Source organism: Candidatus Pelagibacter communis, assembly GCF_012932795.1.
Taxonomy (GTDB): domain Bacteria; phylum Pseudomonadota; class Alphaproteobacteria; order Pelagibacterales; family Pelagibacteraceae; genus Pelagibacter; species Pelagibacter ubique_S.
On record NZ_LANA01000002.1, the window covers coordinates 494,571 to 512,137 of the forward strand.

22 protein-coding genes are annotated in these 17,567 nt (G+C 29.7%); 2 read left to right on the forward strand and 20 right to left on the reverse strand.

All coding sequences use genetic code 11. The features are described from left to right. Positions 1-50: 50 nt before the first annotated feature. From VP91_RS06755 to VP91_RS06800, 10 genes are all read right to left on the reverse strand, one after another. Positions 51-1,352 (reverse strand): ammonium transporter, encoded by a 1,302-nt coding sequence (locus VP91_RS06755; protein WP_169036681.1) that lies wholly within the window; start codon positions 1,350-1,352, stop codon positions 51-53. Between the two features lie 147 nt (positions 1,353-1,499). Then, positions 1,500-1,775 carry an HU family DNA-binding protein gene (locus VP91_RS06760; protein WP_169036682.1) on the reverse strand — a complete coding sequence of 92 codons (276 nt, stop codon included), beginning with the start codon at positions 1,773-1,775 and terminating at the stop codon, positions 1,500-1,502. A gap of 140 nt (positions 1,776-1,915) precedes the next feature. Further along, entirely contained in the window at positions 1,916-3,049 is a 1,134-nt protein-coding gene (gene rseP, locus VP91_RS06765; RefSeq protein ID WP_169036683.1) for an RIP metalloprotease RseP, read from the reverse strand. Between the two features lie 37 nt (positions 3,050-3,086). Next, positions 3,087-3,854, reverse strand: coding sequence for an ABC transporter permease (locus VP91_RS06770; protein WP_169036684.1), 768 nt, complete (start codon positions 3,852-3,854; stop codon positions 3,087-3,089). Continuing rightward, on the reverse strand, positions 3,844-4,779 hold the full coding sequence (locus tag VP91_RS06775; protein WP_169036685.1) for an ABC transporter ATP-binding protein: 936 nt from the start codon (positions 4,777-4,779) through the stop codon (positions 3,844-3,846). The genes VP91_RS06770 and VP91_RS06775 overlap by 11 nt, the downstream gene beginning before the upstream one ends. 49 nt (positions 4,780-4,828) lie before the next feature. Then, positions 4,829-6,277: a sodium:solute symporter family transporter gene (locus VP91_RS06780; protein WP_169036686.1), complete on the reverse strand. Its 1,449-nt coding sequence runs from the start codon at positions 6,275-6,277 to the stop codon at positions 4,829-4,831. A gap of 108 nt (positions 6,278-6,385) precedes the next feature. Then, the gene (locus VP91_RS06785) at positions 6,386-6,901 is read right to left on the reverse strand and encodes a hypothetical protein (protein WP_169036687.1); all 516 of its coding nucleotides are present in this window, start codon (positions 6,899-6,901) and stop codon (positions 6,386-6,388) included. Then, the gene (locus VP91_RS06790) at positions 6,891-7,607 is read right to left on the reverse strand and encodes a class I SAM-dependent methyltransferase (RefSeq protein ID WP_169036688.1); all 717 of its coding nucleotides are present in this window, start codon (positions 7,605-7,607) and stop codon (positions 6,891-6,893) included. Before VP91_RS06790 ends, VP91_RS06785 begins: the two co-directional genes overlap by 11 nt. Before the next feature lie 16 nt (positions 7,608-7,623). After that, positions 7,624-8,070: a DUF4396 domain-containing protein gene (locus VP91_RS06795; protein ID WP_169036689.1), complete on the reverse strand. Its 447-nt coding sequence runs from the start codon at positions 8,068-8,070 to the stop codon at positions 7,624-7,626. Positions 8,071-8,074: 4 nt separating this feature from the next. Next, positions 8,075-8,512, reverse strand: a complete 438-nt coding sequence (locus tag VP91_RS06800; protein ID WP_169036690.1) for a cupredoxin domain-containing protein — start codon at positions 8,510-8,512, stop codon at positions 8,075-8,077. A gap of 135 nt (positions 8,513-8,647) precedes the next feature. On the opposite strand from VP91_RS06800, the gene VP91_RS06805 reads away from it, so the two are divergent. Then, complete coding sequence (locus VP91_RS06805) at positions 8,648-9,334, forward strand: MBL fold metallo-hydrolase (RefSeq protein WP_169036691.1); 687 nt, start codon at positions 8,648-8,650, stop codon at positions 9,332-9,334. Here the strand turns inward: VP91_RS06805 and VP91_RS06810 are convergent. The 10 genes from VP91_RS06810 to VP91_RS06855 all read right to left on the reverse strand — a co-directional run bounded on the left by VP91_RS06810 (position 9,331) and on the right by VP91_RS06855 (position 17,330). Then, positions 9,331-9,699, reverse strand: coding sequence for a thioredoxin family protein (locus tag VP91_RS06810; protein ID WP_169036692.1), 369 nt, complete (start codon positions 9,697-9,699; stop codon positions 9,331-9,333). The genes VP91_RS06805 and VP91_RS06810 overlap by 4 nt on opposite strands. 6 nt (positions 9,700-9,705) lie before the next feature. Then, the gene (locus VP91_RS06815) at positions 9,706-10,017 is read right to left on the reverse strand and encodes an AzlD domain-containing protein (protein ID WP_169036693.1); all 312 of its coding nucleotides are present in this window, start codon (positions 10,015-10,017) and stop codon (positions 9,706-9,708) included. After that, entirely contained in the window at positions 10,017-10,715 is a 699-nt protein-coding gene (locus VP91_RS06820; RefSeq protein WP_169036694.1) for an AzlC family ABC transporter permease, read from the reverse strand. Before VP91_RS06820 ends, VP91_RS06815 begins: the two co-directional genes overlap by 1 nt. Positions 10,716-10,733: 18 nt before the next feature. Next, complete coding sequence (locus tag VP91_RS06825; protein WP_169036695.1) at positions 10,734-11,792, reverse strand: ABC transporter ATP-binding protein; 1,059 nt, start codon at positions 11,790-11,792, stop codon at positions 10,734-10,736. 4 nt (positions 11,793-11,796) lie between these two features. Continuing rightward, the gene (locus tag VP91_RS06830; RefSeq protein WP_169036696.1) at positions 11,797-13,407 is read right to left on the reverse strand and encodes an ABC transporter permease; all 1,611 of its coding nucleotides are present in this window, start codon (positions 13,405-13,407) and stop codon (positions 11,797-11,799) included. A gap of 140 nt (positions 13,408-13,547) precedes the next feature. Further along, positions 13,548-14,051: a peroxiredoxin gene (locus tag VP91_RS06835; RefSeq protein WP_169036716.1), complete on the reverse strand. Its 504-nt coding sequence runs from the start codon at positions 14,049-14,051 to the stop codon at positions 13,548-13,550. A gap of 134 nt (positions 14,052-14,185) precedes the next feature. Beyond that, entirely contained in the window at positions 14,186-14,371 is a 186-nt protein-coding gene (locus VP91_RS06840; RefSeq protein WP_169036697.1) for a hypothetical protein, read from the reverse strand. Positions 14,372-14,378: 7 nt separating this feature from the next. Next, positions 14,379-15,398: an extracellular solute-binding protein gene (locus VP91_RS06845; RefSeq protein ID WP_169036698.1), complete on the reverse strand. Its 1,020-nt coding sequence runs from the start codon at positions 15,396-15,398 to the stop codon at positions 14,379-14,381. Positions 15,399-15,835: 437 nt separating this feature from the next. Continuing rightward, complete coding sequence (gene aceA / locus VP91_RS06850; RefSeq protein ID WP_169036699.1) at positions 15,836-17,113, reverse strand: isocitrate lyase; 1,278 nt, start codon at positions 17,111-17,113, stop codon at positions 15,836-15,838. Positions 17,114-17,168: 55 nt separating this feature from the next. After that, on the reverse strand, positions 17,169-17,330 hold the full coding sequence (locus VP91_RS06855; RefSeq protein WP_169036700.1) for a hypothetical protein: 162 nt from the start codon (positions 17,328-17,330) through the stop codon (positions 17,169-17,171). Between the two features lie 117 nt (positions 17,331-17,447). Here VP91_RS06855 and VP91_RS06975 point away from each other — a divergent pair. Then, the coding region (locus tag VP91_RS06975) for a helix-turn-helix domain-containing protein (protein WP_169036701.1) at positions 17,448-17,567 on the forward strand (120 nt) is incomplete at its 3' end.

Here is a 17,567-nt window from a genome sequence, read left to right on the forward strand (position 1 = left end):
CAATTAAGGGGCCTGATTGTTAACTTATAAGAGAGAGTTAAGTTATTTTGTTAATCTCTGATTGCGTAAGCAATTACACCTGTTTCAGTAACGTCGGTACCTCTGGTTTCACCTTCTTTACTTAATCTTAGACCAACAGTTACTTTCATAATGCTAAACACAATGTACGCTACTATAAACACAAATATGTTTACTGATAGTACTCCAATTAACTGTGTACTAAACACGGCATCAGAGTTTGTAGCAGGAACTATTAAAGTTCCCCAAATACCTGCAAATAAGTGTGCGGGTATTGCACCAACTACATCATCAATTTTTAGTGATAATAATAGTTTAGTTCCGTAAACCACAATTAAACCACCTACTGTACCAATTAAAATTGCTGCTAAAGGTGATGGAGCTAATGGTTCGGCTGTAACTGCAACTAATCCACCAATGCATCCATTTAACATTTGAATTACATCTGTTTTACCAAAGTGTAATCTTGTAATAATAGCAGCACCAATTACTCCACCGGCACCTGCTAAGAATGTATTAATAAAGATAGTTGATACAGCAATTGCATCGTCAGCTGTACCCATTGCTAGTTGTGATCCACCATTAAATCCGAACCAACCTAACCAAAGGACAAATACTCCTAAGGTTACAAGAGGTATTGATGATGCCGCAAATGGCTTTATTGGAGCTGGAGAGCCAGACTTAGTAAATCTTCCCAGTCTAGGACCAATTATTATTGCACCAGCTAATGCTGCAGCACCTCCAGTTGAGTGTACTAAAGTAGAACCAGCAAAATCAAAAAAACCAATAGAAGCTAACCAGCCTCCGCCCCACTGCCAACCCATTACGATTGGATAAATAATTCCTGAAAGTATTGCTGCAAATAAAAAGAATGGCCATAATTTAATTCTTTCAGCCATAGCCCCTGACACAATTGAAACTGTTGTAGCACAAAATACCATTTGAAAATACCAGTCTGAACCATCAGAATACCCAGTATCAACTGCACTTGAATCTGACCAAGGTATAAATTTACCTATATAACCACCTTCAGGTATTCCATAAGCTAAATTATAACCCACCATCCAAAACATTATTCCTGAAATTGATAGTAAACCGATATTTTTTGCACAAATTACAGATACACTTTTTGATGTAACCATCCCCGATTCTAACATTGCAAACCCTGCAGCCATAAAAAATACTAAGAAACCACAAATTAGAAATAACAATGTATTAAAAATAAAACTTACTTCAGCAGAAACGGTTGTATCTGCCATACCTGTGCTACTCATATTTAATAAGAATATTAAACTAATAAGTGGCGTACTTATTTTTTTTATTATTTTTGTCATTAAATCCTCCATGTTTAAGATATTGTTTATATTCAGGACTTAATTAAAAACTAATGCTGATGTAGAAAAAGGGGTATGCTATTTTTGCATATGCTAACAGCCTTGTTACATTTCTGTAAAAGGCTGTTAATTAAATTATAGATGTAATTATTTATTAAACATTTCTTTAAGTGATTTAGCTGGTAAGAACTTAACTTTTTGAGATGCACCAATTTGAATTTGCTCTCCAGTTCTTGGGTTTCTTCCAACTCTAGCTTTTCTTTTTGCAACTTTATAAGTTCCAAATCCAGCAATTTTAACTGTATCATCGCCTTTTAAAGCGTCTAGAATAGTGTTTGTGATTGTATCAAAAGTACGCTCAGCATCAGCTTTACTCAGGTTTAAAGAACCTGAAAGTTGCGCTATTAGTTGTTTTTTATTCATTTGTTTAGCTCCGGTTTTATTGGTTATTTTCACATAATTTACATAAAACCCTATAAATCAAGCTTTTTATTAGTGTCTTCTAAAAAAACCCCCCCCACATGTTGTGATTTATTGAATAAGTATTGATTTTAAAGGACTATTTAAGAAATATAATTGTTGAAAAACTCAATTAAACCAACATCTTTTAGGTCATTAAATGTTGTAAAAAACATCAATGATAGCAATAAAAATAGTCCGATTCGAAAAAAACCTTCCTGAGTTTTTTGAGATAAAGGTCGCCCTAATATTTTTTCAATACCATAAAACATTAAATGTCCTCCATCTAACATAGGAATTGGAAACAGATTTATTAACCCTAAACTAATAGATATATAGGCCATAAGGCTTATAAAAGGCAAAATACCAAATTCAGCAACCTGACCACTAATTTTTGCTATCCGAATTGGACCACCTAATTGTGAGCTATCACCAGAACCAGTAATCATACTCCCAATATATTTAAGAGAAGAAACGCTTACATAATAAACTTCGTTAACCGCATAAAATAAAGCTTTAGCTGGACCAAGTTTAACGTGATTTACTTCATTGTTATACGCTCCAAGCTTAATACCAACCATACGTTTACTGATTATATTTCCAAGGTTATCCTCTCCTTCGACAATATTAGGTTTTACTTTAAAAGTTAAATTTTGGTCATACCTATTAACTGTAAAATTGACGAATTCATCAGTGGACATCATGATGAATTTTGAAACTTCCATAATACTTTTAACTTTGTTACCATCAATTGAGACTATAATATCGTTGTCTTTTAAGCCTGCTGTCATTGCGGGACTATCTTTTTGTACTTCGTTAATAACTGCTGGAGTAAAATCTTTACCAGCAAAAGTGTAAACAGAGAAAAATATTAAAATTGCTAATAAAAAGTTAGCTAATGGTCCACCAAATACAATTAGAGCTCTTTGATATAAAGGCTTTAGCACAAACAGTTTATCTTGATCTTCTTTACTGTATTCTTTTGTAATCTTTTCATTGTCAGCCTGGCTATAAACATTTCTATCACCAAAAAATTTAACGTACCCTCCAAGTGGTATCAGGCAAACTTTCCATCTGGTACCTGATTTATCATTCCAACCAAACATTTCTTTACCAAAACCTATTGAAAAATCAGTAACACCAACTCCAAACCGTTTTGCAAAATAATAATGCCCATATTCATGAATAAATACAACGACAACAATTAAAGCAATGAAGGGTAATATGTAAGACAACATGATTATAATTTAATAATACTATTTATTATTCAAATTTCTAGCTTTTAATATTATAGCCTTTTTTAACTAGCATTGTGACTAAAATTATACAAACCGCTAAAAAAAATACCATCGAACTTATGCTTATCCAAATATTAAAATCAGATACACCATAAAAAGAAAATCTTAAGCCATCAATTAGATAAACTACAGGATTAAAATAAGAAATTTTTTGCCAAAATGGTGGTAACATATCAAGAGAGTATAAACTTCCTCCTAAAAACACCATGGGTGTTATAACTAATGATGGAATAATAGACATTTGTTCAAAGTTTTTACTAACAACGCCAATTAAAAATCCAAATAAAGCAAAAGTAAAAGAAACTAAAATTAATAAAAAAATCATTAACATTGGATACTTAACTGTAACATCAGCAAAAAATGAAGCAGTGGCAAAAATTACAGCACCAACAATTAATGTTTTAGTAGCTCCAGCCCCAACAAAAGCTAGAACTGTTTCAAGTGTTGAAATGGGTGCTGCTAAAATTTCATTAATAGTTCCATTAAATTTTGGAAAAAATATTCCAAACGAAGTGTTGCTTATTGATTGAGTTAATAGAGTTAACATTAATAAACCTGGTACAATGTACGACCCATAACTTACACCATCAATTTTTTCAATATAGCCTCCAATAACAGAACCAAAAACAACAAAATATAATGATGTAGATATTACCGGTGAAAGAATAGACTGACCTACAGTTCTTATAAATCTATTCATCTCATGGCTATAAATAGCTTTTAATCCATAATAATTAAATTTCATTATTCTCCTTAACTAAATCAACAAAAATTTTTTCTAATGAACTTTGTTCTGTTATCAAATCCTTTAACCTTAAACCTGCATCTTTAATGTCTTTAAGTAAATCAGTGATCCCAGTTTTTTCCCCTTTAGCCTTGTAAGTATAAATTAAAGACATTTTTTTATCATTAATAATTAAATTATACTTTTCTAATTCTTTTGGGATTTCTAGTATTTTATCTTGCAATTCAATTGTTAGCTTTTTGTGGCCCATTCGTTTTATCAATTCATTCTTATCATCAACAACAATTATTTCACCTTGATTAATAACTGCAACACGATCTGCAATAGCTTCTGCTTCTTCTATATAATGTGTAGTTAAAATGATTGTGACCCCTGTTTTTCTTAACTCTTCAACAACCATCCACATGTCTCTTCTAAGTTCAACATCTACACCAGCTGTTGGTTCATCAAGAAATAATATTTTGGGTTCATGAGACAAGGCTTTTGCAATTAAAACTCTTCTCTTCATACCTCCTGATAATTCCTTTAATCTTTGATCTTTTTTATCCCAAAGACTTAAATCTTTTAAAATTTTTTCAATGTGTTCTGGTTTGGGTGACTTTCCATATAATCCTCTAGAATAAGATACCGTATCAAAAACAGTTTCAAAAGATTCTAGATTTAATTCTTGAGGCACCATTCCTATTCTTGATCTTGTTTCTCTATAATCTTTTATAATATCAAAACCATCAATAGTTACTATTCCTGAGGAAGGCTTAACAATTCCACAAATAATACTGATTAAACTTGTTTTTCCAGCACCATTTGGTCCAAGCATTGCAAGAATTTCTCCTTGTTTAACTTTAAGATTGACATTATCAAGAGCTTTAAAGCCATTGGCATAAATTTTAGATAAGCTGTTAATGGATATTTGAATTTCAGACATTTGTTAAGGTGTATATAGTTATTAATACACCTTTTACAAATTTTTAGATCTATTTTTTAGATCCTTTTATTTTCCAAAATGCTATTGGTAAAAAAGTTGCGACAATAAAAGACAAAAATAACAATGATTGAGGCACAAATACTGGAAAAATATCCACGGGTAAAATTACACCAACTAGCAAACTCTTTGAAAAATCAGGAGCAGGGAATAAAAGAAATCCCCCAATTAATCCAATAATAATTGAGATATATGCAGTTTTTTCATTTAACTTCTTATTATAAAAGCTATAGAAAACCGTAAGCACAAACGCACAACAAAATAAATCAGCTAATAGGAATAAGTATAAAACACTAAATCCTTTTGAAGCAATTGCAAATGCCACAATTGAAAGCACTACTATAAAATATTTTGAAAGAGTTAAGTAATTAGTTTTTTTATTTAAATTTAAAGTTGCTTTGCCATCAACTACTATTAAACTTGATATGGCATTAACTAATGTATCAACCGTACTAATTGTTAACGATAAACCAAGAATCACAATGATTAATGATAAAAATTCTGTCTGCTCACTTAATAACAGAGAGAAGAAACCAAGGTCGGGAATAACCTTTGGATTGGCTGATACTGCTACCAAACCACTAAAACCCATAAAAAAGACGATTGGAATAATTATAATAAATGCAACAATTAAACTTTTCTTTAAGACGTCATTATTTTTTGCAGCATAAACCCTTTGCCAATTACCTTGATGAAAAAGATTAGTTGCAGCAACAGCGATAAAGAAAGTTAATCCTGCTGTATAGTTTGGAATGTAACTAGCACTTAATAAATGAGGGCTTCTTTCTTTTATAAATGAGAAAGAAAATTGGTCACCTATAAATGATGTTAGATAAAAAACTGAAATTAACAATAAAACTACAATTACTATCATTTGAATATTGTCTGTAAAAATTGAAGCTCTTAATCCACCATATAAAGTGTAGGCAAGGGTTGCTATTAATATAATTAAAGATGTAATCCAAAGTTCAGTACCTGAAATATAGTTTATTAATATTGCAACAGCAGTAACCTCTGCACACAAAAAAACAAACATATAAAATACTGTCATCAATAAAATAAGTTTAAACAAACTCTTACCAAATCTTTTTCTTAAAAACTCAATTAAGGTTGAGCCTTTTGGAAACTCAGTTCTTATTTTTTTTCCAAGTGAAATTAAAAAAATCATTGGAAACGCAGTACCTAATGCATAACCAATCACAGCCCCTATTCCACCCCATGTCGCAGCAGACGCTGGACCAAATAAAATCCAGGCACCGAGTGCTGATGCAATTAGACTTGTAGTTAGTGAAAAGAAACCAATATTTCTATTCGCTGTTAGATAATTGTTTATCCCTTGATATTTCTTTGAGTAAATTAAGCCAACTACTGTAAAGATTAAGCTTATAATAATGACGAGTGCTAATGATGTTGATTGACTTATAAAGTATGTTTTATCCATTGTTCTCCCTTTCTGAATTACCGGACAGGTTATTAGGGTTTATTCTCAGTCAGTTACGACACCCCTTATAGTTTTTATAGACTATAATTTAGATTATTAAAGAAAAACTTAGTGTTTAGTATCTAATATTTCTAATGGTAATGGAGCTCCAGGGTATTTTTTTTTACAAAGTTTTTCATAATTTTTGCAAAGAGTGCTTACAGTGTCATGCGCCTCATCTTTAGAGATTAAAAATTTAATTAAAGTATCTCTCTCAAATTCAATTTCTTTAATATCTGCTCCACTTAAATATTCACCCGTCTCTACTTCCCAGTAAGTATCATTTAATTCTTCAATTTTTAAAGTGTTAAGTTTTCTTTGTAACTCAATAATAATCTCATCATCAGTTTTACTATTTTTCATTGGAGAGTTTACTAATTTTCCTAAACACTTGTCTTTAAGATCATCTAAAAAAGTATTGTAGGGTTTGCCTTCTGCTAAACCTGTAAAGTGATTACTTTCAAAATATTTAGTGATTGCAGCACTAGTGGTAATTTTATTCTTACCTTTTGCAACAGCTACCTGAACATAAACTTCTTGGCTTATATATTCGTTTAAATAATCTTTAATCTTGTTAGTAAGCATTTTTTAAAATTATACAAATTAATTTATCATTAAATTTTATATTATTTTTATATTTTAAATTAATTTCTTTCACTCCTTTTAAAAGTTCCTTTTTAGATAAAGGTAATAAAGTTGATATATATTTATTTTGTATCATCTTTAAATAATTTTTTTTAATTATTTCAACTTTGTAAATAAAAAATTTTTTTATTCTATATGGATATAATTTTGTTAAGATTGTTAATATTTTCTTATCTCTTTTAAGAGATTTTATAAGTTTTGTTTTCATAAGTTTGAAAGTTGGTATTTGATTTTTATCAGTATCTAAAGTAAATATAAAAATTTTACCACTTGGACTTAAGTTTTTTTTAGATAATATTAAAAATTTTTTTATTTCATCTAAATTTAATAAATGAATAGTTTGTTTAATCAAAATTAAATCAAATTTATCTTTATTTTTTAAAAAGAAAGACAAAGCATCAATCTTTTTAAATTTAATTCTTTTATCTTTGTCTTTATGATTTGTTATATCTATACCTAAGGGCTTATTTTTTAATCTTAATTTTGAGCTTAAGGAGCCCACAATTTTTCCTCTACCACAACCAATATCTAATATTTTAGAATCTCTATTTAATTTTATATGTTTTAAGATAAAGTTATTGAAAGATTCGATATATTTTCTTGATGAAATCCAAGTTTTATTATCCCAATTTTTTAATGAAGGCATAATTTTTATCTAAAATTTAATGACAATTAAGTCCAAAATTTTTAAGTCTCCAATAATTATATGGCCATGGGGTTAAAAAACCTACAATTAACATAATAGGTATAACCCACCAGGTTAAAATTGCTCCCCCTGTAAATAAATAATCTGTTAGATTCATCATCACTTCCATACTTAACATCGAAATTAGACTCATGCCTGAGGCTGTTTTAATCGCTCCAATAAAAGAAAAATTTTGCCTCATCAAAATAAAAGTTTCAAGAACTATGCTTGTTATTAAGCCATTAATGATTGCTAAGATCATTATTCCCGTTAATGGAAAAGTTGTTTGAGTCAATTGAAAGAATAAAATTGTTCCAAAATCTCCAATGGAGCAGCCAATCACACACCAAATTGTGTTTTTTGCACTTTTCTTCCATGTGCGTTTGCACGACCAGTTAAAATTGGTTTTAACCGAACTGACCATAAGGCTAATTTATATTAACTTTAGCAATCATTCCAACTTGATAATGGCCAGGTACATTGCATGCAATTTCAATATTAACTGCATTATCAAATTTCCAAATAATATCTCCCTTTTTCTTGGGTTCTAACAAAACACTATTACTATGAGAATGACCCATAGACTTATCAATCTTTGCCATTTTTTTCATTTTATTTTTATCGATTGAGTCAGCAAAAAGAATTTCATTCTCTACCATTTTTTCCATTTGAGGCTGATGTTTCATATGCATCATTTTATTAGCAATATTAAATTCATGAACAAGTTCACCAGCATTTACTAATTCAAACTTTATTGTTTCACCTGCTTTAATTTTAAATGAACTTGGTTCATAATAATTGTCATACATGACAACTTTTACAACTCGATTTACATCATTTAAATTTCCTTTAGATCCAATTTTCATTTCCTTGTCAGCGTAAGCTAATGAGTTTATAAACGATATGATAAATATAATTTTTATTAATCTCATAAAATAAAGTTAGTATTTAATTATGTTTTTAACAATGGGTCAATTTATACTTATATGTTATTATAAATTATGATCTTTAAGCAGTTATTTGACACTAAATCATCAACATATACTTATATAATTTCTTCAGGACAAGGGAGAGAGGCATTAATTATTGATCCAGTTATAGAAAATGTCATTGAATATATAAATGTGCTTAAAGAGTTAGATTTAAAATTAGTAAAAGTAATTGATACACATATTCATGCAGATCATATTACTGGGGCTAGTACTTTAAGGGATCAAACTAAATGTATAACTATTATGGGTGAACAAACACCGGCTGAAACAGTAGAAATAAAAGTAAAAGATGAAGAAATAATTAAGCTCGATAAATTAAAAATAAAAGCTCTTTACACTCCAGGACATACATCAGATAGCTATAGTTTTTTAATGGATAAATATTTGTTTTCTGGTGATACTTTGCTCATTAATGGAACAGGAAGAACTGATTTTCAAAATGGTAATTCTAGAGACGCTTATAATTCATTATTTAACAAACTTCTAAAACTGCCAGATGAAACACTTTTATATCCTGCGCATGACTATAAGGGTGAAACAGTAAGTACTATTGGAAAAGAAAAAAAATTAAATCCAAGATTACAGGTAAGAAATGCTGAGGAATATGTAGAGATAATGAAAAATCTTAATCTTAAAAAACCTACAGAGATAGATTTTAATATTGCTAGTAATCTTAAGTTGGGTGTTTCAATCTAAATTGAGGATTTTATAGCGTCGTAAATTAAATCTTTAGTTGTCTCACCAATACTTCTATAAACTTCTTTATTATCTTTAAAAATTAAAAGTGTAGTTTGATATTTCACGTTAAATAAATTAGAAATTTCTTTATTTGTTACATCAAATGCGAAGTATTCAATATTATCAAATTCATTCTTTGCTTTATTTAAAACTTTCATTTGACTAGCACAAGATGAACAATACTTAACCCAAGAACTTACCACCACAACCTTGCCCTCTGATTGTGCTTTATTAAACAACTCTTGATTAAAAGTTGTTTTTTTCTCACCCGCATTTACGCTAAATGCAAAGATGAAAAAAATAAATATAAAAATTTTGTTCATAAAGTTTTATACAACAAATATTAAAAACCAGTAAGAAGTTAATCCTGCAACAATTGTCGCAATGATGTTTTTACTTAAATAACCAACAAGTATAGCAAATATTGCAGCTAATATTTTAGGGTTATTCTCTAAATCTAAAGAACCAGAGTTATCTAAAAATATTGGCGGAAAAATTATTGCTGGAAAAATAGCTGATGGAACATATGACAAAATTTTTTTCATTTTACTATTCAATATGTCCTCCTTTAATAAAAATATCATAGAGAACCTTGTTAAGTAGGTAATTATTCCACAGTAAATAATTGTCGACCAATGCATTATTTTTTTTTTAAGTTAATTAAAGTTAATAATGTAGCAATCAATAAGGCTGATAGTGCTGCTACAATGATGTAAGCTTGAAATGGTATTGTATTATAACCAATAGTTGCAACTACCCCTGATACCAACATTACAATAATATTTTTAAACTTTCTAAAATCGTTAATTAACAAAGCTAAAAAAGTTAAAGAAATAGTAAAACTTAAACCCAACTCTTCTGGAACAACTGATCCTAGAACTATACCTAAAATTGTTGATATCTGCCAAATAGCCCAACAAGTAAAGCCAGCTCCTAATAAGTGATAGTGTTTAAAGCTGTTTTTTTTATTTTTTTTAAAATAAGTATTTGAGACAGCAAATGCTTGATCGATTAACACATAAGATAAAATAATTTTCCAAGTTAATTTTAAATGAGATAAGTATTCAGAAAAAACTGCACCATATAACAAATGTCTTGAATTTACCGCACCAACAGAAGTTATTGCAACTAAAGAAGAGGCTCCACCTGAAAATAACTGAAGCAATACTATTTGAGAGGCTCCACCAAAAATTATGATGGACATTCCAAATGTCATATACGCACTTAACCCTAACTCCATTCCAATAACACCAAAAATAATTCCAAATGGAACTACGGGTATCATTAAAGGACTTACGTCAATTATTCCTCTAGATAAGGTTTTTAATCTAACATTCATTTTAAATTAAGTTTTGTATTAGAAACAAACTATATGATCAATATTAATTGGTCTCTTAATACCAAATTTTTCATCTACTTCGTGTTGATGAATATGGTGAGAGTGCACAAATACAGGTATTAATTTATTACTCATAGTTTTAAGAGTATAGATAAAATTTGTTCCTCTGAATTTTCTATCTACTACTTCTAATTTTAAATTGCTTTGATCATCATGTTCTAGATCTTCTGGTTGTAATAAAAGTTGAACCTCAGATCCTTTCGGGTAATGCTTTATAAAATCTCCAGTTATCGTTCCTAAATCAGCGTTCTCCAAACTATTTTCACCAGTGACTTTTGCGGGAATTAAAATTCCCCTATTCAGAAAATTGACTACTTCTACAGAATTTGGAAAATGATAAACATTATATGGATCATCAAACTGTTTTAATTGTTGGTCTAGAATTATTCCACATTTTGTACCTAGATAAAAAGCTTCATACGAGTCATGTGTAACAATAATAGTGGTTATTTTTTGCTCAGTTAATATTTGTTTTAACTTAACTTGGATTTCCTCTTTAAAGCTTTGATCAACATTTGATAAAGGTTCATCTAATAATAATAAATCTGGGTTAGATAATAAAGATCTAGCTAAAGAAGCTCTTTGTGCTTCACCAGAACTTATTTGATGTGGAAATTTATCGACTACATGATCAATATGAAGAAATTTAATTATCTCATTTATATTTAAGCCTTTTTTTTTCTTTTTATTTCTCTCAGCACCAAATTTTATATTTTCTAAAACATTATAGTGTGGAAAAAGAGAGTTATCTTGAAAGGCCATTGATATGTTCCTATCTTCTGGCTCTACATGGATATCTTTAGAAGAAAGAAGTTTATTTTTTAATACAATTTTTCCAGAATTAATTTTTACAAGACCAGCTATTGTTCTAAGGATTGTAGTTTTACCAATTCCAGATGGCCCTAATAAACAAATAATGTCCCCCTGATTTTCAATAGTTAATGATACATTGCTAACTTTATTTTGTGCACTAGCAGTAAATGTTACATTATCAATTTCTAGAAAATTTTTTGTCATATTATTAGTCTTTAAGAATATATTTAGATGTAATTAATATAAAGAAACTTGCAATAGTTATAAGAAATAATGATGGAGCTGCAGCAGCTTCTAATAAATCCTGAGAAGCATAAATATATGCCTTTGTTGCAAATGTCTCAAAATTAAATGGTCTCATAATTAGCGTTATTGGTAGCTCTTTAATGATTTCAATAGCTAATAAAATTCCTATCAATAAAATTGAATTTTTAAGATATGGAACGTGTATGTTTTTGAATGTCTTGAATTTGGAATAACCCAGCAGATATGCACTTTCATCTATAGAATAGTTAATTTTTAAATATCCTGATTTAATTCCATTACTCGCTAATGAATAAAATCGAATAAAATATACTAAAACTAGACCAAGAATAGATCCTATAAAAATTGGCTTTATGCCTCCCTGACCTAAAATACTATTGTCAAACCATGAGATAAAACTGATGAATGCTACCGCCAAAATAATTCCTGGTATTGCATATCCTGAAATTGAAAAAGTAGTTAGTGCTTCTAAAAATTTACTTTTAGAAACTCTATTTCCATAATTTGAAATAAAAGCTAAGGCAATTAACAAACAGCTAGATAAAATTACTAAAATTACAGTATTAGAAAATAAGTCAACTAGATCTAAATCAGCTAAATGTTTTGGAAATAGAATTGTCCAATAAAGCATCTGTATAACAGGAAATAAAAAACTTATAGTAAAAACTAACATGCAAAAAGAAAATGCTAAAAACGATTTGTATCCACTTAAATTAATAACTGATTTAGACTTAAACCCTCCTTTAGAAGGTGAGTGATATTGAGCCTTTTTTCTTGAAAAATTTTCTAAAACAAACAATCCAAGAATAAAAATCAATAGGTAAAATGATAATCTGTTAGCAAGGGTAAGATCGTCAAAAGAAATCCAAGCATTATATATCCCTGTAGTAAAAGTGGATATTCCAAAAAAAGATACAGATCCAAAATCTGATAAAGTTTCCATTGCAACCAATGACAAGCCAGCAACTATAGCAGGTCTTGCAGAGGGAAGTATTATCTTAAAAAAAGATCTTTTTTTTGAAAAACCAAGATTTTTTCCAAGTTCTATTAAATTCTGAGACTGATAATGAAATGATGTTCTAGTTAAAACATAAACATAAGCAAATAATGAAAATGATATTGAAATTATGGCTCCAATCATTCCATCAAATTTAGGAATATGGGAATTATAATTACCTTCTCCGAATAAGTTTTTTAAGATTGAAAAAGCTGTTCCATAATTTTCAAAAAAAGCAGTTAAGGAATATGCATAAATATAAGCTGGGACAGCAAAAGATAGTATCAATGACCATTTAAAAAAATTTACACCTGGAAAATTATAAAATGAAACTAAATAAGCGCATCCAACACCAATTATAAATGTTAAAAATAAAACACCTATTAAAAGTATTAAAGAATTATAAATATAATCATAAAGGAAAGTATTTTTTAAAATCAAACTATAGTTTCCAGTGGTCTCAAAAAAACTGCTGAATACTGTTAAAATTGGAGCAGCCACTACTAAAGAAATAAGTAGTGATGATACATACCAGATATTTATTTTTCTAAATTCCATACTTTACATTACCTTAATAATTATTTTTAAGAAACTTCCCTCGTTGCCAAGGGAAGTTAATACCAACTCTAAACCAATTTGAGAGAGAGATTATAGAGCTAATTCCTAAAATTTTCTTATTAACTATGGGCTTGTAGCTTTTATTTTTTAGATAGATATTCTATGCAATTCTCAGGAGTTGTTTGATCATATGGATCAGGATCACTTCCATCATTATTCATGCCATCCTCTTGCCACCATTTTTCAACCACACCATCATTAATAATTGTACAATATCTCCAGCTTCTTTGACCAAAACCAACATGTTTTTTGTCAACTAACATACCCATTGCCCTTGTAAAATCAGCATTTCCATCTGGTAAAACCTTAACTTTTCTTAATTTTTGTTTATCAGCCCAAGCATTCATTACAAAACCATCATTAACGCTAATGCAATAAACTTCATCAATACCTAAGCCTAACAATTTATCATAATTTTCTTCAAATCCTGGTAGCTGCTTTTCAGAACATACTGGCGTAAATGCACCTGGTAATGAAAATAGTATTACTTTTTTACCTTTGAATATTTCATCAGTATTTACATCAACCCATTTTCCAATTTTTCTTGTTTTCAAAACTACATTTGAACATTTTTTTCCTTCTATCATTCTATTCCTGTTATTTTTTAAGTGTTTGTTTAATCGAATTACTTGCATTTGAATTTTTTAGTGCTCATAGTTAAATTAGGTAGGGTAAATACCTTTTGTAAAGCTATGAGCACAATCATTAAAAAAGAAAATTATGTATTAAAAGGAGAGAGGATATGTGCAACCTCTTTTTCTTCAATATCTGATAATTTTCTATTATTTATTTTTCTATTGATTTTTTCACACTCTGCTGCACATGGATCACAAGCTTTCAGAGATTGTGACCCATATACGTCAGAAGATTTATCTAAATCAATATTAAATAAATTCTTTTTCACTCGCTTATTACTTCCAACTTGCAGCTAACATACACTCAAGTGCTGTAGCTTGCTGTTTTCCATAATTAGCAACTTTAGTTTCTAAATCTTGATTATATCCAAGACCCATTTGTTTTACTAATGCATGAGGTTCTACACCATCAATCATTGGATATTCAAATGTATTATTAACTATATGCTCTTGTGCTTCTTTAGTTAATAAAAACTCAAGTAGTTTTTTTGCATTATCAGGATTTGGTGCAGTTTTAAGTACTCCTCCTCCACTAATGTTCATGTGAGTTCCTCTATCTCCTTGGTTAGGGAAAAAAGGTAAAACTTTTTTAGCAGCTGCTTGTTGTTCAGCACCTTTTTTTCCAGATAACATCAAAGCATAATAGTATGTATTAGCCACTGCTAAATCAGCTTCACCTGCTGCTACAGCTAAAATCTGAGCTCTATCATTTCCTTTAGAGTCTCTAGCCATATTAGCTACTACACCTTTTGCCCAAGAACATGTTGCTGCTTTACCATTATTCTTTACTAATGATGCAACAAGAGATTGGTTATAAATATTGTTAGATTTTCTTATAACAACTCTACCTTTCCATTTTGGATCTGCAAGACCTTCATAAGTCATACCATTAAGCTCATTTGCATTTACTCTTTCGGGTGAGTAATACATAATTCTTGCTCTTTTAGCTATTCCAGTCCACTTAGATGTTCTAAAGTTGGATGGAACTGCAGCTTTAATTGCTGGAGACATAGAGTTTTGGAACATTCCTTTTGCAGCGAATGCACCTAATCTTCCTGCGTCAGCAGTAATATAAAGATCAGCTTTTGAATCTGCACCTTCTTCGGTTATTCTTTTTTGAAGAGCTTTATCTTTGCCAGATACAACGTTTACTTTAATTCCAGTTTTAGCTGTAAATTTTTCGTAAAGTTGGATGTCTGAGTCGTAATGTCTTGCGCTGAACACATTAACTTCAGCTGCAAAAGTCATGTTTGCAAATAAAGTTATAAAAAAAGTGATAATTGTTAGTTTTTTCATTATTATATTCCGTTTTAGTTAATTTAATTAATTTAGAATGCTTATTATTTGCATTGCGAATGATTATCAATCGCACTTAGTGTCGCAGTTGTTCTCTTTAATTAAGATAATATCAAAATAAGGAAATTGCTTATAAATGCCATGGAAACAAAAAAGCCCATGAAAAAATTACAATACATAAATGTAATTATGCGGTTTCTAATTCTTCTTTTTCTTACAAAAGGTTTATCATCAAGATCTGAAAAATCTCTTTCTCCTATAACTTTATAATCATAAGTCCAGCGCCATACCGATTTACCAAATCTTTCGTCAGTATTATTGTAATAAACAATCCAGGCAACAATATATCTATGTGAAATATAGAAAATAATTAAAAGAATGCCACTTATAACCATTCAAATATTAAAACATATTTAGAGGTTATGTTAAAGGGTAATCTAAAACTGTTCAGACTCTGTCGAACCATCCATTGCTGTAGTCGAGCTTTTACCACTGCTTATAGTATTTGAAACTGCATCAAAATAAGATGTTCCAACTTCTCTTTGGTGTTTAACACTTGTGTAACCATCTTTCTCTCTAGCGAATTCAAGTTCTTGTATTTTAGAATAAGCTGTCATTCCTTCAGTTTTATATTTTTCTGCAAGTTCAAAAATTGCAATATTTTGAGTATGAAATCCTGCAAGAGTAATAAACTGAAATTTATAACCCATCTCACTAATTTTTTGCTGAAATGTTGCAATTTCAGCATCTGATAAATGTTTTTTCCAATTGAACGAGGGAGAACAGTTGTAAGCTAACAATTTACCAGGGAAGTTTTTATGAATTGCATCTGCAAATTTTTTTGCTTCTTCAAGGTTTGGTGTTGCAGTTTCACACCAAATTAAATCAGAATAAGGTGCATAAGCTAAACCTCTAGAAATAGCTTGATCAATTCCATGTTTAACATAATAAAAACCCTCAGGTGATCTTTCACCAGTCAGAAATGGTTTATCATTTTCATCAAAATCATTTGTAATTAATTTTGCAGCATTAGCATCTGTTCTTGCTAAAATTATTAGCGGTACATCAGCAATGTCTGCAGCAAGTCTTGCAGCTTTTAAGTTTTTAATCATGGTACCAGTTGGAACTAAAACTTTACCACCCATATGCCCACATTTCTTTTCACTAGCCAATTGATCTTCAAAATGAACACCAGCAGCGCCAGCTTTAATAAATTTTTTTGCAAGCTCAAAAACATTTAATGGTCCGCCAAACCCTGCTTCACCATCAGCAATAATTGGTAGCATATAATCAGTTCTGTCTTTTGATTGCATATCACCGTCATTAAGTTCCATGTGCTGAATTTGGTCAGCTCTAATTAATGCATTATTCATAGATTCTACTAATTTTGGTGCACTATCGTATGGATATAAAGATTGATCGGGATACATCTCACCAGCAGTGTTAGCATCTGCAGCTACTTGCCATCCACTTAAATAAATTGCTTTTAATCCAGCTTTAGCATGTTGAACAGCATGATTTCCAGATAGGGACCCTAGTGTATTAATATAAGGTTCTGAATTTAACAAATCCCATAACTTTTTTGATTGATGTTTGCACATCGAATATTCGATCTTAATTGATCCTTTAAGCCTCTCTACTTCTTCTGGTGTATAATCTCTTTTAATACCAGCAAATCTTTTTAAATCGTATGAAACTTTAGCTTCTGAGCTCATGAGTTAGGTCTTTCCAGGTTATGTAATTAAGAAAATTAGACTTTAAGTGAACGAATTATTGACTGTCGTTGATTTGATCAACAAAAGCTTCCATTCCACTTGAACCCCAATCACAGTGATCATCTCTCATATAAATACTTTTAGTATTATATGCAGATAAGTCTTCTTCTCTTATGATTTGAGCCTCATTTTCTGTGTTTTTTAATTTATCGTTCATATAAAACTTATAATTTACAAGATTTACAAATACTACTAAAAAGCACTATTTTACTTGTAAACTGAGTTTATTTTTTGTAAATTTTAATTTACAAAATTTACAAATGAGTGAATAAAAGTGAGCATAAACGTCAATATTGGTAATAAAATTAAAGACTTTCGAAATAAGTTAGGTCTTCAAGCTAAAAAATTAGCTGAACAAATAAATATTTCTCCTAGCTATTTAAATTTAATAGAA